General features: G+C 63.6%; 22 protein-coding genes and 2 riboswitches. Of the genes, 14 read left to right on the top strand and 8 right to left on the bottom strand.

Annotated features, from left to right (window positions below; translation table 11 throughout):
* Positions 1-26 precede the first annotated feature (26 nt).
* Positions 27-497, bottom strand: a complete 471-nt coding sequence (locus EV664_RS08560) for a prepilin peptidase (protein WP_133495265.1) — start codon at positions 495-497, stop codon at positions 27-29.
* Between the two features lie 49 nt (positions 498-546).
* Here EV664_RS08560 and EV664_RS08555 point away from each other — a divergent pair, with 49 nt between their 5' ends.
* The 5 genes from EV664_RS08555 to EV664_RS08535 all read left to right on the top strand — a co-directional run bounded on the left by EV664_RS08555 (position 547) and on the right by EV664_RS08535 (position 4,325).
* The gene (locus EV664_RS08555) at positions 547-1,497 is read left to right on the top strand and encodes an alpha/beta fold hydrolase (RefSeq protein ID WP_133495264.1); all 951 of its coding nucleotides are present in this window, start codon (positions 547-549) and stop codon (positions 1,495-1,497) included.
* Complete coding sequence (locus EV664_RS08550) at positions 1,494-2,615, top strand: NAD(P)/FAD-dependent oxidoreductase (RefSeq protein ID WP_133495263.1); 1,122 nt, start codon at positions 1,494-1,496, stop codon at positions 2,613-2,615. Before EV664_RS08555 ends, EV664_RS08550 begins: the two co-directional genes overlap by 4 nt.
* Before the next feature lie 14 nt (positions 2,616-2,629).
* On the top strand, positions 2,630-3,691 hold the full coding sequence (mgrA, locus tag EV664_RS08545; protein WP_133495262.1) for an L-glyceraldehyde 3-phosphate reductase: 1,062 nt from the start codon (positions 2,630-2,632) through the stop codon (positions 3,689-3,691).
* 128 nt (positions 3,692-3,819) lie between these two features.
* Positions 3,820-4,059, top strand: coding sequence for a hypothetical protein (locus EV664_RS08540; protein WP_133495261.1), 240 nt, complete (start codon positions 3,820-3,822; stop codon positions 4,057-4,059).
* A gap of 20 nt (positions 4,060-4,079) precedes the next feature.
* Positions 4,080-4,325: a hypothetical protein gene (locus tag EV664_RS08535; protein ID WP_133495260.1), complete on the top strand. Its 246-nt coding sequence runs from the start codon at positions 4,080-4,082 to the stop codon at positions 4,323-4,325.
* Positions 4,326-4,362: 37 nt separating this feature from the next.
* Here the strand turns inward: EV664_RS08535 and rnhA are convergent, their stop codons facing one another.
* Genes rnhA through ispH form a run of 3 tightly spaced genes read right to left on the bottom strand, consistent with a single transcriptional unit; the run spans position 4,363 to position 6,731 of the window.
* Positions 4,363-4,806 carry a ribonuclease HI gene (gene rnhA, locus EV664_RS08530; protein ID WP_133495259.1) on the bottom strand — a complete coding sequence of 148 codons (444 nt, stop codon included), beginning with the start codon at positions 4,804-4,806 and terminating at the stop codon, positions 4,363-4,365.
* The gene (gene thrB / locus EV664_RS08525) at positions 4,803-5,762 is read right to left on the bottom strand and encodes a homoserine kinase (protein WP_133495258.1); all 960 of its coding nucleotides are present in this window, start codon (positions 5,760-5,762) and stop codon (positions 4,803-4,805) included. Before thrB ends, rnhA begins: the two co-directional genes overlap by 4 nt.
* A gap of 21 nt (positions 5,763-5,783) precedes the next feature.
* A complete protein-coding gene (ispH, locus tag EV664_RS08520; RefSeq protein ID WP_133495257.1) occupies positions 5,784-6,731 on the bottom strand; it encodes a 4-hydroxy-3-methylbut-2-enyl diphosphate reductase in 948 nt (315 codons plus the stop codon).
* A gap of 47 nt (positions 6,732-6,778) precedes the next feature.
* On the opposite strand from ispH, the gene EV664_RS08515 reads away from it, so the two are divergent.
* From EV664_RS08515 to EV664_RS08480, 8 genes are all read left to right on the top strand, one after another.
* On the top strand, positions 6,779-7,504 hold the full coding sequence (locus EV664_RS08515) for a hypothetical protein (protein WP_229668182.1): 726 nt from the start codon (positions 6,779-6,781) through the stop codon (positions 7,502-7,504).
* Positions 7,505-7,585: 81 nt separating this feature from the next.
* Positions 7,586-7,680: riboswitch (glycine riboswitch) on the top strand.
* 1 nt (position 7,681) lies between these two features.
* Positions 7,682-7,772, top strand: a riboswitch (glycine riboswitch).
* Between the two features lie 62 nt (positions 7,773-7,834).
* Positions 7,835-8,983: a glycine cleavage system aminomethyltransferase GcvT gene (gene gcvT, locus EV664_RS08510; RefSeq protein ID WP_162848803.1), complete on the top strand. Its 1,149-nt coding sequence runs from the start codon at positions 7,835-7,837 to the stop codon at positions 8,981-8,983.
* A 3-nt stretch (positions 8,984-8,986) separates the two neighbouring features.
* Positions 8,987-9,358 (top strand): glycine cleavage system protein GcvH, encoded by a 372-nt coding sequence (gene gcvH, locus EV664_RS08505; RefSeq protein ID WP_133495256.1) that lies wholly within the window; start codon positions 8,987-8,989, stop codon positions 9,356-9,358.
* Between the two features lie 95 nt (positions 9,359-9,453).
* Positions 9,454-10,812 carry an aminomethyl-transferring glycine dehydrogenase subunit GcvPA gene (gene gcvPA, locus EV664_RS08500; RefSeq protein ID WP_133495255.1) on the top strand — a complete coding sequence of 453 codons (1,359 nt, stop codon included), beginning with the start codon at positions 9,454-9,456 and terminating at the stop codon, positions 10,810-10,812.
* Positions 10,813-10,841: 29 nt separating this feature from the next.
* The gene (gcvPB, locus tag EV664_RS08495; RefSeq protein WP_373287502.1) at positions 10,842-12,374 is read left to right on the top strand and encodes an aminomethyl-transferring glycine dehydrogenase subunit GcvPB; all 1,533 of its coding nucleotides are present in this window, start codon (positions 10,842-10,844) and stop codon (positions 12,372-12,374) included.
* An 89-nt stretch (positions 12,375-12,463) separates the two neighbouring features.
* Positions 12,464-13,348 carry a formate/nitrite transporter family protein gene (locus EV664_RS08490; protein WP_211338488.1) on the top strand — a complete coding sequence of 295 codons (885 nt, stop codon included), beginning with the start codon at positions 12,464-12,466 and terminating at the stop codon, positions 13,346-13,348.
* 63 nt (positions 13,349-13,411) lie between these two features.
* Positions 13,412-13,942 (top strand): CcdC protein domain-containing protein, encoded by a 531-nt coding sequence (locus tag EV664_RS08485; RefSeq protein WP_229668181.1) that lies wholly within the window; start codon positions 13,412-13,414, stop codon positions 13,940-13,942.
* The gene (locus EV664_RS08480) at positions 13,942-14,580 is read left to right on the top strand and encodes a DUF938 domain-containing protein (RefSeq protein WP_133495253.1); all 639 of its coding nucleotides are present in this window, start codon (positions 13,942-13,944) and stop codon (positions 14,578-14,580) included. Before EV664_RS08485 ends, EV664_RS08480 begins: the two co-directional genes overlap by 1 nt.
* On the opposite strand, the gene EV664_RS08475 is transcribed toward EV664_RS08480, so the two are convergent.
* Together EV664_RS08475 and EV664_RS08470 are read right to left on the bottom strand one after the other, a co-directional pair.
* Entirely contained in the window at positions 14,565-15,041 is a 477-nt protein-coding gene (locus EV664_RS08475) for a YybH family protein (RefSeq protein ID WP_133495252.1), read from the bottom strand. The genes EV664_RS08480 and EV664_RS08475 overlap by 16 nt on opposite strands.
* A 226-nt stretch (positions 15,042-15,267) precedes the next feature.
* Positions 15,268-16,164: a DMT family transporter gene (locus tag EV664_RS08470; RefSeq protein WP_133495251.1), complete on the bottom strand. Its 897-nt coding sequence runs from the start codon at positions 16,162-16,164 to the stop codon at positions 15,268-15,270.
* Positions 16,165-16,222: 58 nt separating this feature from the next.
* Here EV664_RS08470 and proS point away from each other — a divergent pair, with 58 nt between their 5' ends.
* Positions 16,223-17,755, top strand: coding sequence for a proline--tRNA ligase (proS, locus tag EV664_RS08465; protein WP_133495250.1), 1,533 nt, complete (start codon positions 16,223-16,225; stop codon positions 17,753-17,755).
* Positions 17,756-17,826: 71 nt separating this feature from the next.
* Here proS and EV664_RS08460 read toward each other — a convergent pair whose 3' ends face one another.
* Positions 17,827-18,360: a hypothetical protein gene (locus EV664_RS08460; RefSeq protein WP_133495249.1), complete on the bottom strand. Its 534-nt coding sequence runs from the start codon at positions 18,358-18,360 to the stop codon at positions 17,827-17,829.
* 5 nt (positions 18,361-18,365) lie between these two features.
* A complete protein-coding gene (gene glpD, locus EV664_RS08455; RefSeq protein WP_133495357.1) occupies positions 18,366-19,838 on the bottom strand; it encodes a glycerol-3-phosphate dehydrogenase in 1,473 nt (490 codons plus the stop codon).
* Between the last annotated feature and the right edge of the window lie 8 nt (positions 19,839-19,846).

Genomic DNA, 19,846 nt, shown 5'->3' with positions numbered 1-19,846 from the left:
AGATCTGGTTTCATCGACGTTAGTTATTACGAAAACTGATTAAGAATCGGTTCGCGCAGGGTGATCAGGCAGGCCAGAACGATCGCGACGCCGTACGGAACCTCCAGCGGACCTTCGGAACGGCGCAGATGGCGCCCGGCCATCATTGCCAGTGTCAGTACGCCGCCGATCAGCGCCATCAGCACCAGCATCGATATCAGCGGCCGAAGCGGCAGCCACAGCGCCAGCGCGGCGAGCAGCTTCACATCGCCGCCGCCCATCTGCCCCAGCGCGAAGGCAAGGCCGAAGAGCAGCAGGACGACGACGCCCAGCGCGAACTGGATCGCCATTGCTGGCCAGAGGGGCAGGCCAAGCGCGACCCACCATAAGGGGGCGAGCAGCGCGATGACCGCATTCTTCCAGTTGGCGATTTCGCGGCGGCGCACATCCTCCACCCCGGCCCAGAGCAGCAGGGCGACCAGAAGAGCCAGCAGTGCGGGAACAAATATATTCGCCATCGGCGCAATGCCCTAGACGAAACGGCTTTCCAAACCGTAACCATGGACCATGGCATCTTCCATATTGTACCGGCGCGCGATCCCGGCTTCGGCGCGCATATCCATGTGGCGGACGCCGGACGGATGGCCGCTGCGGACCTTCGCCTGGCCGGTCGAGGGGGCGGCGCAGCGCGGCTCGATCCTGTTCCAGACCGGGCGCGGCGATGTGTTCGAAAAATATCTCGAACTCTTCTCGCGTCTGCATCGCAGCGGCTGGTCAGTGACTGCGTTCGACTGGCGCGGTCAGGGCGGATCGGGCCGGATGTCCGACAATCCCCATTGCGGCCATATTGATGATTTCGGCACGTATATCGGCGATCTGAACGCGTTTTTCGCTGACTGGAAGGCGAAGACTCCCGGGCCGCATGTGGTGATGGGCCATTCGATGGGCGGCCATCTGGTGCTTCGCGCCATCGCTGAATCGGGGATCGCGCCCGATGCAGCGATATTGATCGCGCCGATGCTGGGGCTGAAGACCCCGGTCGGTGCGCGGCTGACCGAGATTGCGGCGCGGATCATGCGGCGGCTCGGCAATCCCGCCCGACCGGCGTGGAAGGGCAATGAAAAACCCAATACGACCGAGACCCGGCAATCGCTGCTGACGCATGATGCAGACCGGTATAGCGACGAATTATTCTGGCAGCAGGCGCAGCCCGAATTGCTGACCGGGCCGCCGAGCTGGAACTGGCTGGTGGAGGCATTCGCTTCGTGCCGCAGGTTGCGCAAAGATGTCGATTCGCTGCGCCGGATATCGACGCCGATCCTGATGCTGCTTGCCGATGCCGACGGGCTGGTCGATCCCGCTGCGGCGCGGGCGATTGCTGCGGAGCTGCCGGATGCTCAGGTGGAGCGCTTCGGCCCGGAATCGGCGCATGAAATCCTGCGTGAGGAAGATTCGGTTCGCTCGCGCGCGATCGCGGCCATCGAATCCTTCCTCAACGAGCGCGTACCGACCGAATGACTGGCTGCGATATTGCGATTATCGGCGCCGGTATGGCCGGGGCGAGCCTTGCCGCCGCGATCGGAACGCGCGCGCGGGTCGCGCTGATCGAGGCGGAGGCGCATCCCGGCTATCACGCCACCGGCCGATCGGCGGCGTTCTGGTCGGAAATCTATGGGGGGCCGGGGGTACAGCCGCTGACCACCGCATCGGGGCCGTTTCTGCGCGATCCTCCGGCCGATTATGGCGCCGAGAGCTTTCTGGTCCCGCGCGGCGAATTATGGATCGCGCGGGCAGGGGATTCCACGCCGCTCGATTCGCTGGAAAGCGAATTCGCTGATAGCGAAGTCGCGATGGAGCGTCGCGCCCCCGGCGCGATGGTGTCCGGAATCCGGCCCGACTGGAGCGAAGGCCTGTTCGTGCCGAGCTGCACCGATATCGATGTCGCGCGGCTGCATCAGGCATTTCTGAAGGTCGCCCGGCGGTCGGGCACTGAGCTTCGCTGCGATTCGCCGCTGGTCGCGGCGGAGCGGCGGGCAGCGAGCGGCTGGCGGCTCACGCTGGGGCGCGGCGAAGTGCTGGAGGCGGCCATATTGGTCAATGCTGCGGGCGCATGGGCGGACCCGGTGGCGGCAATCGCAGGCGCGTCGCCGCTCGGCATCCGGCCCTATCGCCGCACCGTACTGCAATTGCGGGTCGATCCGCCGGCCCCCGATTCGCTGCCGCTGGTGCAGGACGCGCATGGGGGTTTCTATTTCAAGCCCGAGCCGGGCGGCAGGTTATGGCTCTCACCGCACGACGAAACGCCGATGGCGCCCGGAGACGTCGCGCCTGACGAGATCGACGTCGCGCTGGCGATCGACCGGCTGCAACAGGTGGTCGATTGGCGGATCGCGGCGGTGGAGCGCAAATGGGCGGGGCTGCGCAGCTTCGCGCCCGACCGTCTGCCGGTCTATGGGTTCGCGCCCGATTGCCGTGATTTCTTCTGGTTTGCGGGGCAGGGCGGTTTCGGCATTCAGACCGCGCCGGCAGCGGCGTGGATCGGCGCTGCGCTGCTGCTCGATACGCCGCTTCCCGCGATGGTGCAGAACGTGGATGTCGCGCGTTACGCCCCTGAACGTTTTCGAATCCAACGATAAAGAGGAGCGCCCGCATGGCCTTTCCGCAAGCCTATACCGCTGATCCCGACCGTTATGACGGGCGCATGCCCTATCGCCGCTGCGGCCGATCGGGCCTCGATCTTCCCGCGATCAGCCTTGGCCTGTGGCAGAATTTCGGCGGCGAGGATGTGTTCGAAACCGGCCGCGCGATGCTGCGCCGCGCGTTCGACCGGGGCGTTACCCATTTCGACCTCGCCAATAATTACGGCCCGCCTTACGGGTCGGCAGAGGAGAATTTCGGCCGGGTGATGGCGAAGGATTTCGCCGCGCATCGCGACGAACTCATCATCTCGTCCAAGGCGGGATGGGATATGTGGCCCGGCCCCTATGGCGATGTCGGCGGGTCGCGCAAATATCTGATCGCGTCGTGCGACCAGAGCCTTCGCCGAATGGGCCTCGATTATGTCGATATCTTCTATTCGCATCGCGTCGACCCCAAAACGCCGCTCGAAGAGACGATGGGCGCGCTCGCGCATATCCATGCGCAGGGCAAGGCGCTGTATATCGGCATCTCCAGCTATTCGCCCGAACTGACGCGCAAGGCGGCGGCGATCCTTGCCGAATATAAGGTGCCGTTGCTGATCCATCAGCCGAGCTATTCGATGCTCAATCGCTGGATCGAGGACGAGTTGCTCGATACGCTCGACGATCTCGGCACCGGCTGCATCGCTTTCTCCGCGCTGGCGCAGGGGATGTTGACGAGCAAATATCTGAACGGCGTGCCCGAGGATTCGCGCGCGGCGAAAGCGGGTTCGCTTGATCGCGAAATGCTGAGCGATGAAAATATCGAACGGCTGCGCGCCTTGAATGCGATCGCCGAAAAACGCGGCCAGACGCTTGCCCAGATGGCGATCGCATGGGTGCTTCGCGATCCGCGCGTGACCAGCGCGCTGATCGGCGCGCGCACCGTCGAGCAGCTCGATAATTCGCTCGATTCGCTTCATAATCTTTCGTTCAGCGCTGAGGAACTCGCCGAAATCGACAAGCACGCCAATGAGAGCGGTATCGACAAATGGAAAGTGTCTTCGACTATCGAGGAGCTACCGACAAAATGATGCTGCGGTGCGGAATGAAATGATCCATTACGGATCATCGCGAAAGCCGGTCGAGCGTAGTAATACGTAATTTATCGGCTGTGTGCGGACTGGTATTTGGGGACATCACCAAGCTTCCCGGAGGCCGGATGTATCGTTCCGCTGACATGTCTGTACCGCACGCAGCAGATGCTGCCGCGCCGTCCCTATGGGCAAATAACGCGCTGCCGTCGGACATTACCGGAAGCGAGGCGGCCAATTTCGTGCTGCTGGAATTGCGGCTCGGAATGGTCAGCGCCGAATTGGTTCGGGAATGGGTGAAGGAATTGCGGCAGGAGGGCTTTCGTCGTCTTGCCGACGCCATCGAAGCGAGAGTCGATCTGATATAATAAGAAAAGAGAGGGTGCCGATGTTCGGACTCAACCATTCTTTCTTCGTCCGCAGAGGGCTTGAAGAACAGGAAGCAGCGAATTGCGCGGCATCGGCGCGAGAGGCGCTGATCCGCGCCACGCTGTCCCGGGTCTATCTTTCGGAATGCAGCAAGCGGGTGAGCGACCGGAATGTGTGTGTCAGCTGCCCGATGACTGAGCGGACTGACGGTCCGTGCGTCTCCGCAGCATTCGGTACCGAGGGCTACGGCTCCACCGCCCACTGATCCTGCGGCGGGGTGCGACTAACGCGAATCGGACAGGTCAGCGCGCGGCGATCGCCGCGTCGCTGGCCAGCTTATCCGCCCGCTCATTGTCGGGGTCCCCGGCATGCCCCTTCACCCATTTCCATTCGACCCGGTGCGGTTTTGCCGCCGCCAGCAGTTCCTTCCAGAGCTCGGCATTTTTCACGGGCTTTTTCGCGGCGGTTTTCCAGCCATTCTTCTGCCAGCCGTGAATCCATTTGGTCAGGCCGTCCATCACATATTTGCTGTCGGTGGACAGCGTAACGCGGCACGGGCGTTTCAGCGCATTCAGCCCCTGAATCGCAGCCATCAGCTCCATCCGATTATTGGTGGTGTTGCGCTCGCCGCCCGATAATTCCTTTTCGGTATCGCCCGATCGGAGCAGCACGCCCCAGCCGCCGGGGCCGGGATTGCCCTTGCACGCGCCGTCGGTTGCGATCTCGACATGCGGAAGTTCGCTCATGCGAAGCGCGCCCGCCCCTCGGCATAATGGCGATAGCGGTTTAGATAGGCGATCGGGTCCTTTCGGGTCACCATCGCATCGGCAGGGGTGTTGAGCCAGTCCCAGGCGCGGCTGAGAAAGAAGCGCAGGCACGATCCCATCGCGAGGATCGGCAATGCGGCATGTTCCGCTTCGCTGAGGGCAAAGCGCTCGCAATAGCCCTTAACGAGCGAATCGCCGATTTCCGCCGACCAGTTTCGGCCATCGGCATCGAAACTCCATGCCGTGTGCATGACGGCAAGGTCATAGGCACGAAAATCGGTGCATGCGAAATAGAAGTCGATCAGACCGGTCACCGTTTCGCCCAGCATCAGGACATTGTCGGGAAACAGATCGGCATGGATCGCCGCGCGGGGCAGGGCGTCCGCGCTGGGCCAGTGGCCAAGCACATGGTCGACCATCGCCTCCGCCTGGCCATACAGGCCGGGGCGAATCTGGTCGAGCGCGCTGCCGCAGCGCTCGAACAGCGGTTTCCAGCTGTCGACGCCCATCGAATTGGGCCGCCAGCCCGAAAATCCGGTCAGCGCGCCATGCATCGCCCCCATGGCGCGTCCGGCGGCGCGGGCCTGTCCGGCGGTGGGATGGCTGACCGATACGCCGGGCAGAAATTGGATGAGGCAGGCCGGGCGTCCCTGAAGCTCGTGAATCTCGCGCCCGTTGCGATCCGGAACGGCGGGCGGCACTGGCTGCCCCTCTCCGGCGAGATGGTCGAGCAGCGCCATGAAAAAGGGCAGATCGTCCGCCGCCACGCGCTTTTCATACAGCGTCAGGATGAAGCGGCCGCCGGTGGTTTCGACCAGAAAATTGCTGTTCTCTACCCCCTCAGCAATGCCCTTGGCCGAAACCAGTTCGCCGACATCGAATCGAGTCAGAAATTCGGCCAGCGTCTCCGCCGGAACCTGCGTATAGACAGCCATCCTATCCCCCTTTGTCGCCGGTCAGGCGGCCTGCAGACCGCGCGGCGGCTTGAAGGTGATATTTTCCTCGGCAGTGCGCACTTCGCGCTCGTCGACCTCGAACCGCGTAGCGATCCGGTCGACCAGTTCGCGAACGAGAATTTCGGGTGCAGACGCGCCCGCGCTGATACCGAGCGAACCGACCCCTTCGAGCCATGCGAAATCGAGATCGGCGGCGCGCTGCACCAGCTTTGCATCGGTGCCCTGCCGCTCTGCGACCTCGACCAGTCGAAGCGAGTTGGAGGAATTGGGCGCGCCGATGACCAGCATCAGATCGACCGAGGAAGCAATCGCCTTCACGGCTTCCTGACGGTTCGACGTGGCGTAGCAGATATCGTCCGCCTTGGGCGCGACGATATTGGGGAAGCGCGCTTTCATCGCCGCGACCACCGACGCGGTATCGTCGACCGACAGCGTCGTTTGCGTCAGAAAGGCGAGATTCTCCGGATCGACCGGCGACAGCGCTTCGACATCGGCGACCGTTTCGACCAGCGTCATTCCGCCTTCCGGAACCTGGCCGAAGGTGCCGATGACCTCAGGATGGCCCCGATGCCCGACGAAAAGGATATGCTTGCCCGCCGCGACCAGCCGCTCGGCCTGACGATGCACCTTCGACACCAGCGGGCAGGTGGCATCGACATAGGTCAGGCCGCGCGATTCGGCCTTTGCCGGTACTGCCTTGGGCACGCCATGCGCGGAAAACACCACCGGCACGCCATCGGGTACATCGTCGAGCGTTTCGACGAAAACGGCGCCTTTGTCGCGAAGCGAGTCCACGACATATTTGTTATGAACGATCTCATGCCGGACATAGACCGGAGCGCCATAGCGTTCGATCGCCATCTCGACGATCTGGATGGCGCGGTCGACACCGGCGCAAAATCCGCGCGGCGCGGCGATGAGAAGCTGGATTGCTGGTTTGGTGGCCATGGGGTCGGTCTCTACGCGATTGCTTGCACGGGCGAAAGGCGGTTCCTATGGTGCGCGCCGCTTACCGCGACCGTGCCGAACCCGGCACGGCCGCTTTGTTCAGAAAGGTGTGCCCGACCGTGATCTCCCGCAAGACCGGAATGTTTTTCGCCCTCGTGCCGCTGGCTCTGGCGAGTGGGTGCGCCAAGGAAGGGCAGATCGACGTATCGAGCGGCGTCGGCATCACCGCGGTCCGGTCCGCCTGCCCGCAAGTCGGCGTTCCCGCCGGGACCGGCGATATCACGCTGTTCAAACGCGCGAACGATTATAGCGCTTCGGCGATCGACGTGACCGCGACGATCACCGATGTGCGATCGACCTGCAACGATGCGAGCGATCAGGTGATGACCGATGTGACGTTCAAAATCGAAGCGCGGCGCAGCGATTCGGCCGCGGCGCGCGATGTCAGCTTCCCCTATTTCATTACCGTGGTGCGCGGCGGGACTGCCGTGACTGCCAAGCGAATCGCGCAGGCGACGGTGCATTTCGATGCGGGTCAGCTACGCGCTGAAACCACGGCACAGGGAAGCAGCGTGATTTCGCGCGCCGCAGCGACGCTGCCTGAGGAAATTCGCGACAAGATCACGCAAAAGCGCAAGGCAGGCGATGAAAATGCCGCGATCGACCCGCTGAACGAGCCCGATGTGCGTGCGGCCGTGACCCGCGCGACGTTCGAAACGCTGGTCGGTTTTCAGCTCAGCAGCGAAGAGCTTCGCTATAATATGACACGCTGAGCCGTTCGGCCGAGCGGTTCCCGATTGACTTTCGACCGGGATATGTAGAAAACTTTATATGTCGAAACCGGGCAACCGGTTCGGGCATGCGCGGGAGAGTCCCCGGATGAAAATCCGGGGCGCCGAAGGAGCAACCGCCCCGGAATCTCTCAGGCCAACGGGACCGCGCGGCCATGACACTCTGGAAAGCGAGCCGGTGCATGTGCATCGTCTCCACCGAAGGGGTAACCTCGCAAGGGGGAAAGCTCTCAGGTTCCGTGACAGAGGGGGCGATGGAACAGCGCCGGTTTCCGGCATTTCATCGCATTGCTGTCAGTTCGGAGAATCCATTTGAGCGACGTTACCGAAGAGCAACTGGAACGCCTGCCCCTCGATGCATGGCATCGCGCGCAGGGCGGGCGGATGGTGCCGTTCGCCGGGTATGAAATGCCGGTTCAATATGAAGGCATCATGGCCGAGCATCAATGGACGCGCGAATCGGCGGGCCTGTTCGATGTCAGCCATATGGGCCAGCTGGTCTTTTCGGGCGAGGGCGCCGATGGCGAACTCGAAAAGCTGCTTCCCGGTGATGTAAAGGCGCTGAAGGCAGGGCGGATGCGTTATTCGCTGCTCCTGAGCGAATCGGGCGGCATTCTCGACGATCTGATGGTGACGCGGCTTCCCGAAGGCCATCCGTTCGGTGAAGCGGGCGCGGACGATCTGTACATGGTCGTCAACGGCGCGGTGAAATTCGACGATATCGGCACGCTGCGCGAACATGTCGCTGACGATATCACGATCAACCATATGGAGGACCGCGCGCTGCTGGCGCTGCAGGGTCCCAAAGCGGTCGATGCGCTGGCGCGGCTGATCCCCGGTGTTGCCGATCTGGTGTTCATGCGAGCGGGTGCGTTCGACTGGCAGGGTGTGTCGCTATGGATCAGCCGGTCGGGCTATACCGGCGAGGACGGGTTCGAGATTTCGATTCCCGGCGAGGCGGTTGCTTTGCTCGCCGATGCGCTGATCGAACAGCCCGAAGTAAAGCCGATCGGCCTTGGCGCGCGCGATTCGCTCCGGCTTGAGGCAGGACTGCCGCTGTATGGCCACGACCTCGATCCCGAAACCACCCCGGTCGCTGCCGATCTCGGCTTTGCGCTGTCGAAGCGCCGCCGCGAAGAGGGCGGGTTCGCCGGAGCCGAACGAATCCTTGCCGAACGCGAATCGGGCGCGATCCAGAAGCGCGTCGGGCTGATCATCGACGGGCGTCAGCCGGTGCGCGAGGGCGCCGATGTCCTTGATGCCGAGGGCAGCATGGTCGGCCGTGTCACCTCGGGCGGGTTCGCGCCGAGCGTAGGCAAGCCGATCGCCATGGCCTATGTGCCGACCGCCATGGCGGAACCCGGCACCCAAATCACCGTTTCGCAGCGCGGTAAGGTCCATCACGCGACCGTCACCGCAATGCCCTTCATCCCCCACCGCTATGTTCGAGCAGGAGCATAACCGATGACCCGCTATTTCACTGAAGACCATGAATGGATCGACGTCGACGGTACCACCGCGACGGTCGGCATCACCGATTATGCGCAGGGCCAGCTTGGCGACATCGTGTTCGTCGAGCTGCCCGAAGAGGGCAAGCGCTTCGAAAAGGGCGATGAGGCGGCGGTCGTCGAATCGGTTAAGGCAGCGTCGGACGTATATTCGCCGGTATCGGGCGCAGTCGTCGAACTGAACAGCGAACTGGAAGACACGCCCGCGCTGGTCAATGACGATGCGGAGGGCGATGGCTGGTTCTTCAAGATCGATCTGACCGATGCGAGCGAGCTCGAAGGTCTGATGGACGAAGAGAAATACAGCGCGTTCATCGCGAAGCTCTAAAGCCCATGGCGTCGCCCCGGCGGAGGCCGGGGCCGCTGAATGATGTGCGACACACAGGAACGACCCCGACCTCCGTCGGGGCGACGGGAATGCTCATGCGATATCTTCCGCTAACCCAGGACGACCGGCAGGCAATGCTTGCCAAGGTCGGCGCGCAGTCGATCGACGATCTGTTCGTCGATGTGCCGGAGGCTGCCCGGCTGAACGGGGCGATCCCCGGCCTGCCGATGCATGCCAGCGAAATGGCGGTCGAACGCCATTTGTCGAAGCTGGCGGCGAGGAATCTGACGGCAGGGCAGGCGCCGTTCTTCCTCGGTTGCGGTGCGTATAAGCATCATGTTCCGGCGAGCGTCGATCACATCATCCAGCGCGGCGAATTTCTGACCGCGTACACGCCCTATCAGCCCGAAATCGCGCAGGGCACGCTGCAAATGCTGTTCGAGTTCCAGACGCAGGTCGCGCGCCTGTTCGGGACCGAAGTCGCCAACGCCTCGATGTATGACGGTTCGACCGCATGCTGGGAAGCGATCGTCATGGCGGGGCGCGTGACGAAGCGTAGCCGCGCGATCCTGTCGACCGGGCTGCATCCGCATTATGTGTCGGTCGCCAATACGATGGCGAAGTTCACCGGCGACACGCTGGTCACCGGCGCGCCCGAGCTGACGGCGGAACCAGACACCGATTCGCTGATCGAACAAATTGACGACCATACCTCGTGCGTCGTGGTGCAATATCCCGATATTCTGGGCCGGATCGGCGATCTGTCGAAACTGGCCGAGGCGGCGCATGCCAAAAAGGCGTTGCTGATCGCGGTGGTTACCGAACCCGTTGCGCTGGGGGCGATCAAATCGCCGGGCGAGATGGGCGCGGACATTGTGGTGGGCGAGGGCCAGTCGCTTGGCGTCGGCCTGCAATTCGGCGGTCCCTATGTCGGCCTGTTCGGCTGTTCGCAAAAGCTGGTGCGGCAGATGCCGGGGCGGCTGGCCGGCGAGACGGTCGATGCCGAGGGCAAGCGCGGCTATGTGCTGACGCTGTCGACCCGCGAACAGCATATCCGCCGCGAAAAGGCGACGTCGAACATCTGCACCAATTCGGGGCTGTGCGCGCTTGCTTTCTCGATCCATATGACGCTGCTGGGTGAGTCTGGCCTGCGCAAGCTTGCCGCGCTCAACCATGGCCGCGCGGTAAAGGCCGCCGAGGCGCTGACCGCGATCCCCGGTGTCGAGCTGGTCAACAAGAGCTTTTTCAACGAATTCACCGTGAAGTTGCCGCGTGAGGCGCGTCCGGTTGTGCGCGAACTTGCCGAACGCGGCATTCTGGCCGGTGTGTCGCTGGGGCGGCTGTATCCGGCGGAGGATGCGCTCGGCAACGGGCTGGTGGTTGCGGTCACCGAAACTGCCGAAGCGGAAGATATTCAAGCATTGGCCGATGGCCTGAAGGAGGTGCTGGCATGAGCATCAACCAGAGCGGATGGCGTCCCGAAATGGGCGACGCACAGGGCAGCAACGACGCGCCGACCTTTACCGGCAATCGCGCGCTGATGCTCGAAGAGCCGTTGATCTTCGAGATTGCGGACAACAGCACCACCGGCGTCGATTTCGCCGAAGAGGATATGCCCGCTTCCCGGCTGGGCGGTCTGGAACGGCAGTCGGATATCGGCCTGCCGGGCCTCAGCGAACCCGAAACGGTGCGGCATTATACCCGCCTCAGCCGCCAGAATTATGCGATCGACCTTGGCCTGTTCCCGCTGGGTTCGTGCACGATGAAGCATAATCCGCGCCTGAACGAACGCATGGCGCGGCTTCCCGGCTTTGCCGATATTCACCCGCTGCAACCGGTCGACAGCGTTCAGGGTGCGCTCGAATGCATTCATGAGCTGGCCGAATGGCTGGTGAAGCTGACCAATATGAGCTCGGTCGCGATGAGCCCGAAAGCGGGTGCGCATGGCGAACTTTGCGGTATCCTTGCCATCCGCGCGGCGCTTGAGGCGCGAGGCGAACAGCGCGACGTCGTGCTGGTGCCTGAAAGCGCGCACGGCACCAACCCCGCCACTGCCGCCTTTGCCGGATATAAGGTGCAGGCGATTGCAGTGACGCCGGACGGGCGCGTCGATCTGGATAAGCTGAAGGAACGGCTCGGCCCCGACGTCGCGGCGGTGATGATTACCAACCCCAATACGTGCGGCCTGTTCGAACGCGATATGAAGGCGATTTCGGACGCGGTGCATGAAGCGGGCGGCTATGTCTATTGCGACGGCGCCAATTTCAACGCGATCGTCGGCCGGGTGCGGCCCGGCGACCTTGGCGTCGACGCGATGCACATCAACCTGCACAAAACCTTCTCGACCCCGCATGGCGGGGGCGGGCCGGGGTCGGGACCAGTGGTGTTTTCGGCGGCGCTTACGCCCTTCGCCCCGCTTCCCTTTGTCGAGAAGCGCGACGACGGGTTCCACCTTGTCGAGGAAGAGACGGCGGACGAACATCACGGCCAGTCGTTCGGCCGCATGGTCGCGTTTCACGGCCAGATGGGCATGTTCACGCGCGCGCTGAGCTATATCATGAGCCATGGCGCGGACGGCCTGCGTCAGGTTGCCGAGGATGCGGTGCTGAACGCCAATTATATCCTGCGCAGCCTTGAGGACGTGCTCGAAGCGCCGTTCGGCAAAGGCCCGTGCATGCATGAGGCGCTGTTCGGCGATGCCGGTATTGCCGAGGGGCTATCCACGCTCGACATCGCAAAGGCGCTGATCGATGAGGGCTATCACCCGATGACCATGTATTTCCCGCTGGTGGTCCATGGTGCGATGCTGATCGAACCGACTGAAACGGAGTCGAAGGCCGATCTCGACCAGTTTATCGGTGCGCTTCGTTCGGTGGTCGAACGGGCGCGGGCGGGCGACGAAAGCCTGAAAGGTGCGCCCTATCACGCGCCGCGCCGCCGGTTGGATGAGACACAAGCAGCACGCAAGCCGGTGCTGGTGTGGCAGGAGCCAGAACTGGCACAAGCTGCCGAATAGCATTCGGCCGATCGACCGGGGAACCTTGCGCGCGGCTCTGCGTCCTAGCGCGATGAACTTCGGTCGATCCCCTGTATGAGCGCGCCCCGGTGAGCCGGCGTGAGCGCGAACTGCGCGAAGGCGCGCTATCCGACGAGGAACTCGGCGCAGAGGCAGAGGAACAGGCGACCAATATTTCCGAGGAGGAAGAGGTCGAGGTCGAGGAGCGCCGCGCGCCCCCTGCCAAGGTGGTGCATGAGGTGATCCGGCGGCAGGGGATCGAGGAACTCGAACGCCCCGCCGCATCGCTGCTCTGGTCGGGACTGGTGGCCGGCGTCGCGATCGGTATGTCGATCCTTGCCGAGGCGATCCTGAAGGTCCGCCTGCCCGAATCGCCCGCCAAGGAGTTTCTGGTCGGCATCGGCTATACCGTCGGGTTCGTCATCGTCATTCTGGGCCGGTTGCAGCTGTTCACCGAAAGCACGATTACCGCAGTGCTGCCGCTTGCCACAAAACCGAGCTGGGCAAGTCTGGGGCGCACCGCGCGGCTATGGGTGCTGGTGCTGGCGGCGAATATGGCGGGCACCTTCGCCTTTGCGCTGTTCGCGCATATCGGCGGCTTCGGCGGCGCTGAGATGCAGGGCGCGATCGTCGAGGTGAGCAAAGTGATCCTCGAACATGACGCATGGGCTACCTTTCTGACCGGCATTCCCAGCGGTTTTCTGCTCGCGGTGATCGTCTGGCTGATGCCCAGTTCTTCGGGGCAGCGCGTCTGGATCATCATGCTGCTGACCGGACTGATCGTATGGGGCGGCTTCGCGCATGTCGTTGCCGGATCGTGCGAGGCATGGGTGCTGGTGATTGCCGGGACGGTATCGCTGCCATGGGCGATCGGCAGCTTCCTGTTCCCCGCGCTGATCGGCAACGTCGTCGGCGGCACCGCGCTGTTCACCTTCCTCGCCCATGCGCAGGTGCATCGCGAAATCCATCGCTGAGCATTTGCGCGCGGCCGCCCGGAGCAGTATTCACGAAAGCGATACTGGCTGAGGGGGCTAACGATGGACGCCGGAGCACAATCGCCGAATATGTGGATTTCCTATGGCATCACCGCTCTGGTGGTGCTCGCCGTCCTTGCCTTTCGCCTGCGGTCGATGAACCGGCTTCGTCCGCTGAAGATCGAGCGGCTCTGGCTGCTCCCGGCGATCTATATGCTGTTCGGCGCGATGGCGTTCGCCACCCATCCGCCGACCGTGGCGGGCTGGCTGTTCGCCGCTGTCGGCCTGCTGCTCGGTGCGGCTTTGGGCTGGCAGCGGGGGCGGATGATGGAAATTCATGTCGATCCCGAAAGCCATGCGCTCAACCAAAAGGCATCACCTGCCAGCCTGTTGTTCATCGTCGCGCTGATCCTGGTGCGTCAGGGGGCGCGGATCGCCATGGGGCCGGGCGGCTATGGCGGAGAGATGCATGTCGATCCGCTGGTCGTAACCGATGTGCTGATCGCCTTTGCCATCGGCATGTTCTCGGCGCAGCGGATCGAAATGTATCTGCGCGCCCGGCGGCTGCTGGAGGATGCGCGGGCGCGCCGCTGATGATCGGGCCATGGATCGCGGGCGAACAACCGGGCGAGGCGCGCAAGCACGCTCCCGCGACGCTGCGCAACCGCGATGCGATCGGCGACGTGCTCGCGCGGCATCTGCCCGATAGCGGCACCGTGCTCGAAGTGGCGAGCGGCAGCGGCGAACATTGCGCCTGTTTCGCCCGGCGCTTCCCGGCGCTGACATGGCAGCCGGGCGACCCGGATGAGACCGCGCTGGCGTCAATCGCAGCATGGTGCGCGGGGCTGCCCAATGTCCGGCGCCCGCTCAAGCTCGATGCGTCGGTGCCCGACTGGCCGGTCAATCGCGCCGATGCGGTGCTGTGCATCAACATGGTGCATATCAGCCGCCGGGAAGCGACTACAGGCCTGTTTCGGGGGAGCGGTGCGCTGCTCCCCTCCGGAGGGCCGCTGATCCTCTACGGCCCGTATATCGAGCCCCATATCGAAACCGCGCCGTCCAATCTGGAATTCGACCGCGCGTTACGGCAGCGCAACCCCGAATGGGGCCTGCGCAGCACGGCCGATATCGACAGGCTCGCCAGTGAAAATGGCTTTATGCGGGCCGAACGAGTGGCAATGCCCGCCAATAATCTGATGCTGATCTATCGTAAGGGTCAGGGCGCGGGCTGATCGGGCATGGCGTTCATCATGTCGCTGGCAAGCCGCCAGACGCCGTCATCACCGCGATGCCAGATCGACTGGTATTTCATCCGGATTACGTCCGACGTGCCGTTTTCGCCCGGCTGCTCGAACGACTGGATGCCCAGCACCAGCGCATAGTCATCGCCCAGCGGGCGGATCAGCGCAGGGGTAACCGACAGATTGCGCATTCCCGCAGCGAACCCGGCAAGCACGTTCGCAATTGCTTTCTCCCCCTGCATCGGCGGTTCGCCGGGGGCGAGGAGCAGCGCATCGTCTTCATAGAAATCGACCGCGTCGGCGACATGGCCGCTGTTGAGCGCCTGTGCCAGGGCCGTTTCGCGCGCGGCGAGCATCCCGGCAAGCGGCGAGCGCGCGGCATCCTCCTGCGCGATGGCGGGAGTCGCTATCAGGAGCGCCGCTCCGGCCAGCACCATGCGCCACATCGTCATGCCATTCTCCTGATTGCGATTGCCGATCCTGCGGACAAATCGCGTGGCCCGTCAAGCAGGCTTATGCCGACCGCAATCGATCCGAACCCGGAACAGGATCGTCATTGCGAGCCGCGTAGGGGCGCGGCAATCCAGAGCGGCGCACGCCATCGCTCCGGATCGCTTCGTCGCCGCCCTTCTCGCGATGACGTTTCCGTCTGTCAGGCACAGTCATTGCAACATGCCGTCACGCTGCGCGAAGCCGCTTGAGCCGCTGTTCGCGCGCGACGATATACAGGCCGCTGGCGATGATGATCGGCGCGCCCAGCCAGGTTGCCTGTGTCGGCCACATGCCGAAGAGCATATAGCCATAGAGCGTTGCCCAGATCAGCCCCGAATAGTCCATCGGCACCACCACCGATACCGGCGCCAGCCGCAGCGCCGCGGTCAGCGCCAGCTGGCCTGCGCCGCCGATCAGGCCGATGGCGATCAGCATTGCCCAGGTCAGCGGATCGTGCGGCTGATAATTCCAGAGATAGGCAAGGCCTAGCGGCGGCACCGAAAGCGTTGAAAACCAGAAAACGGTCGTGGTCGCGCCCTCGGTCCGGCCGATCTGGCGCAGCAGGATCGCGATCAGCGCGACGAAGAAGGCAGCGGCCAGCCCTACCAGCGCCCCGACCAGCGGGATATGCCCGCTGCCCGGCCGCGCGACGATCAGCACCCCGGCAAAGCCCGCGAGCACCGCGCCCCAGCGATGCCACCCGGTCGGTTCGCGCAGCACCAACGCGCCGAGGATCGTCGCGAAGATCGGCGCGGTAAAGGCGAGCGTCTGCGCTTCGGCAAGCGGCAGCAGCATGATCGCGCCGAAATTGGCGAACATGCCCATCAGGCCGATTCCGGTGCGCAGCGCATGCGCGCCCGGCCGCTTTGTTCGTATCGCGCCAAGCCCCGGCCCCGCCGCCATCACGGCAAGGACCAGCGGCACCGCGCAGGTCTGCCGAAAGAACAGCGTCTCGATAAGGTTCGCGCCGCTCGCTTCGACAAGCTTGATAAGTGCCGCCATGGATGCGAGGCATAGAATCGCGAACAGGCGCAGCCCTATTCCACCCAATATATGATCCGGATTGCCGCGCACGCTTGCCATTGACCTGCCTTAGGTTGACGGTAAGCGGGCGACAAACCCTTTAGTCATGAAAGTTTCCATGCCCAAGCACGCCCTTTCCGTCACCCGCGAGGACGATTTCGCCCAATGGTATCAGCAGGTGATCAGCGAGGCTGACCTTGCCGAAGAGTCCGGCGTGCGCGGGTGCATGATCATTCGCCCATGGGGCTATGGCATCTGGGAACGCATCCAGCGCCTGCTCGATGACCGGATCAAGGCGACGGGGCACGACAATTGCTATTTCCCGCTCTTCATCCCGCTGAGCTATTTCGAGAAAGAGGCCGAGCATGTCGACGGCTTCGCCAAGGAAATGGCGGTCGTCACGCATCACCGGCTTGTCATGCAGGACGGCAAGATGGTGCCCGATCCCGAGGCGAAGCTGGAAGAGCCGCTGGTCGTGCGCCCCACCTCCGAAACGGTGATCGGCGCGGCCTTCTCGCGCTGGATCAAATCCTGGCGCGACCTGCCGGTGCTGATCAACCAGTGGGCGAATGTCGTCCGCTGGGAAATGCGCACGCGCATGTTCCTGCGCACGAGCGAATTTCTCTGGCAGGAAGGCCATACCGCGCACGCCACCGAAGAGGGCGCGCGCGAAGAGACGATGCATATGCTCGAAGTCTATCGCAGCTTCGCCGAGGATTGCCTCGCCATGCCGGTGGTCGCCGGCGAAAAGTCCGAAAATGAACGCTTTCCCGGCGCCGACGCGACCTGGTCGATCGAAGCGATGATGCAGGACGGCAAGGCGCTTCAGGCGGGCACCTCGCACTTTCTGGGCACGACCTTCTCCGAAGCGCAGAATATCCGCTTCCAGAATGACGAGGGCCAGTTCCAGCTCGCCTATACGACGAGCTGGGGCATGTCGACGCGCATGGTCGGGGGCATGATCATGGTCCATGGCGATGATGATGGCCTGCGCGTGCCGCCGCGCGTCGCGCCGCACCAGATCGTGATCGTGCCGATGCTGCGCGATCAGCATGAGGATGAGCGCGTGCTGTCCTATTGCCACGAACTGCGCGCGCAATTGTCGCAGCTCAATGCGATCAACGAGCCGGTCCGCGTGCTGCTCGATACCAAGCCGGTCAAGGCTGCGACCAAGCGCTGGAGCTGGGTGAAGAAGGGCGCACCGATCATCGTCGAAGTCGGCGCGCGCGATGTCGCGGGCGGCAATGTGTCGGTACTGCGCCGCACTTCGCTCTATAAGGATGACGGCAAGCTCGCCAGCGAGATCATGGAGCGTCACGACTTTGTGGACCGCGCCGCGACGATGCTCGAAGAGATTCAGCAGGCGTTGTATGATGAGGCTCGCTCGCGTCTCGACGGGTCGATCCGGCGCGGCGTCGAGACGTTCGGGGAGCTTGAGAAGTTCTTCGACGAAGGCGGCAAATATCCCGGCTGGGTCGAGGTGCAATGGTCGCGCCCGACCGGCGCGGCGCTCGCGAACGTGGTCGAGCGGCTGAAAGCGCTGAAACTCACCATCCGCAACGTGCCGATGGATGCGCCCGCCGCCGACGGCAATTGCATCTTCACCGGTGACAAGGCGGTCGAACGGATATTGGTCGCCCGCGCATATTAAGCATCGCGGGCGCGGCCAGCGCGGGGTTTTCCCGCTCACCGCGCCCGCATTCGCTGTCGCGCCCGGACGGTTCAGTCGGCGCGGTTTATCAGGCTGTTTTCCGCGCGGCTTCTCGCGATCGAGTCACGCTGTTCGCGCAGCGTGGCGATGAAGTCGCTCAACCCGCTGCGGACGCTCGCATATTCCGCCTTGTGCTCCGCTTTCGGGGTGAAGCCGTTGGGATGTTCGGCATCCCAGTCGAGCGCGGCCTGGAGCGATTGCGTCCATTGCCCGACATTGCCGCCCGCCCATTCATTGATCGGACGCCCGATGGTCTCCATCATCGACGCGAACAGGGCCGGATCGCCGTCGGGCGGCAAGTCGGGATTGGCCTTCAGATATACGCGCCAGCGAAGCTGACCCACATAGAGCCAGCGCACGGCCGCGTCCTTTTTGCCCGCTTCGAATGCGCGCCGGGCGAGAATGAAATAGGCCGAAGGATGCTGATCGGGCGCGATGTCTTCGAGCTTTTCGATCGGCATCGTCATGGGGTCCTGCGGCGCTGCCTGTGCGGGCAACGGCATGAGCAACGGCGCGAGCAGGGCAGTCAGTGCGATCCGTAGCATGCCGGTCAAATCTCCAGTTCCACCGCGCCATCCTCGCTGTTCCACCAGCGGACGAAGTCTTCGCGCTCGGCTTCGGTCATGTGCACCGCGCATTTGCTTCGCCGCATCAGCGCATCCTCTGCCGTCAATGCCCATTCACGGCTGCGCATCCATTTCGCTTCGATCGCGGTCAGGCCGTCGCCGAATGCGCGGCCCATGGCCGCTTCGCTTTCCACCCCGTCGAGCATGTCGAACAATCGCGAGCCATAAGCACGCGCCATGCGCAGCGAACGCGAATCGCCGAGGAACGGGAAGCGGGTGCGCACTTGTTCCAGAAAAGCGTCGAAATCGCCGATATCGCCGCCGGGAAAGGCGCGGCCCCGGCTGTTTTTGACCTTGCTCAGCCCCAGAACGGGGGCGAGCTTCGCCATCGCATCCTCGGCAAGCGCGCGCGCCGTGGTGATCTTGCCGCCGAAAATCGACAGTGCGGCGGGGCCGTGGGTATCGAGTTCGAGCACATAATCGCGCGTCACCGCGCTCGCATCGTCGGCACCATCGTCATAGAGCGCGCGAATGCCCGACCAGCTGTGCACGACATTGTGCCGCCCGATCGGATATTGGAAATGCCGGTTCGCCGCGCCGATCAGATAATCGATCTCATCCTCGCCGATCCGCGGGTCTTCGGGCGTGTCGACCGGAACATCGGTGGTGCCGATGGTGGTGAAATCGCTGTCATAATTAAGCGCAAAGACGACCCGGCCATCAGGCTGCTGCAACAGATAGGCCTGACGCCCGTGATAGAGGCGGCTGACCATGATATGGCTGCCCTTGACCAGCCGGACCTTCGATTTCGTGGTGACGCCGATCCGGTTGAGCAATTCGCTGACCCATGGGCCGGCTGCATTGACCAGCGCGCGGGCGCGCACGCTCTGCCCGGTATCGAGCGCTACCTCCCATTGGTCGCCCTCGCGCTGCGCAGATACCAGCCCGGCGCGCGTCCAGACCTCTGCCCCCAGTTCGGCGGCGTCGAGCGCATTGGCGAGGGTGAGACGCGCATCGTCGGTCCATGCGTCCCAATAGACGAACCCGCTATCGGCGGTCTTGAGCGCCAGCCGGAGCAGCCGGTCCTTCGCATTCAGTCGCCGCGAACGCGGCATTGAGGAACTTGCGAGCCAGTCGTAAAGGAACAGCCCGGCGCGCACCATCCAGGACGGGCGCTGCGACCCCGATTGCGGCACGACGAATTCGAGCGGCCGGATCAGATGCGGCGCTGCCTGCAACAACCGCTCACGCTCGCGCAGCGCTTCGCGCACCAGCCGGAATTCATAATATTCCAGATAGCGCAAACCGCCATGGATCAGCCTGCTCGACGCCGACGAAGTATGCGCGCCGATATCGTCCTTTTCCACCAACAGCACGCTAAGACCGTTGATCGCAGCCTCACGCGCGATCGCACAGCCGTTGATCCCGCCGCCGACAACCAGAAGATCGTACATCATTATGTCGG

Source organism: Stakelama pacifica, from assembly GCF_004361835.1.
GTDB classification, from domain to species: domain Bacteria; phylum Pseudomonadota; class Alphaproteobacteria; order Sphingomonadales; family Sphingomonadaceae; genus Sphingomonas; species Sphingomonas pacifica.
This window is presented reverse-complemented; position numbering and strand designations above follow the sequence as displayed.

Coding starts and splice junctions, on each gene's coding strand:
- rnhA (WP_133495259.1), bottom strand. CDS start 4,806: ATGAGCGAACTTCCGCATGTCGAGATCGCAACCGACGGCGCGTGCAAG.
- EV664_RS08555 (WP_133495264.1), top strand. CDS start 547: ATGGCATCTTCCATATTGTACCGGCGCGCGATCCCGGCTTCGGCGCGC.
- EV664_RS08480 (WP_133495253.1), top strand. CDS start 13,942: ATGATCGGGCCATGGATCGCGGGCGAACAACCGGGCGAGGCGCGCAAG.
- thrB (WP_133495258.1), bottom strand. CDS start 5,762: ATGGCTGTCTATACGCAGGTTCCGGCGGAGACGCTGGCCGAATTTCTG.
- EV664_RS08550 (WP_133495263.1), top strand. CDS start 1,494: ATGACTGGCTGCGATATTGCGATTATCGGCGCCGGTATGGCCGGGGCG.
- proS (WP_133495250.1), top strand. CDS start 16,223: ATGCCCAAGCACGCCCTTTCCGTCACCCGCGAGGACGATTTCGCCCAA.
- EV664_RS08560 (WP_133495265.1), bottom strand. CDS start 497: ATGGCGAATATATTTGTTCCCGCACTGCTGGCTCTTCTGGTCGCCCTG.
- EV664_RS08485 (WP_229668181.1), top strand. CDS start 13,412: ATGGACGCCGGAGCACAATCGCCGAATATGTGGATTTCCTATGGCATC.
- EV664_RS08470 (WP_133495251.1), bottom strand. CDS start 16,164: ATGGCAAGCGTGCGCGGCAATCCGGATCATATATTGGGTGGAATAGGG.
- gcvPA (WP_133495255.1), top strand. CDS start 9,454: ATGCGATATCTTCCGCTAACCCAGGACGACCGGCAGGCAATGCTTGCC.
- EV664_RS08540 (WP_133495261.1), top strand. CDS start 3,820: ATGTATCGTTCCGCTGACATGTCTGTACCGCACGCAGCAGATGCTGCC.
- EV664_RS08460 (WP_133495249.1), bottom strand. CDS start 18,360: ATGCTACGGATCGCACTGACTGCCCTGCTCGCGCCGTTGCTCATGCCG.
- mgrA (WP_133495262.1), top strand. CDS start 2,630: ATGGCCTTTCCGCAAGCCTATACCGCTGATCCCGACCGTTATGACGGG.
- glpD (WP_133495357.1), bottom strand. CDS start 19,838: ATGATGTACGATCTTCTGGTTGTCGGCGGCGGGATCAACGGCTGTGCG.
- EV664_RS08535 (WP_133495260.1), top strand. CDS start 4,080: ATGTTCGGACTCAACCATTCTTTCTTCGTCCGCAGAGGGCTTGAAGAA.
- gcvH (WP_133495256.1), top strand. CDS start 8,987: ATGACCCGCTATTTCACTGAAGACCATGAATGGATCGACGTCGACGGT.
- EV664_RS08475 (WP_133495252.1), bottom strand. CDS start 15,041: ATGACGATGTGGCGCATGGTGCTGGCCGGAGCGGCGCTCCTGATAGCG.
- ispH (WP_133495257.1), bottom strand. CDS start 6,731: ATGGCCACCAAACCAGCAATCCAGCTTCTCATCGCCGCGCCGCGCGGA.
- EV664_RS08515 (WP_229668182.1), top strand. CDS start 6,779: ATGGTGCGCGCCGCTTACCGCGACCGTGCCGAACCCGGCACGGCCGCT.
- gcvPB (WP_373287502.1), top strand. CDS start 10,842: ATGGGCGACGCACAGGGCAGCAACGACGCGCCGACCTTTACCGGCAAT.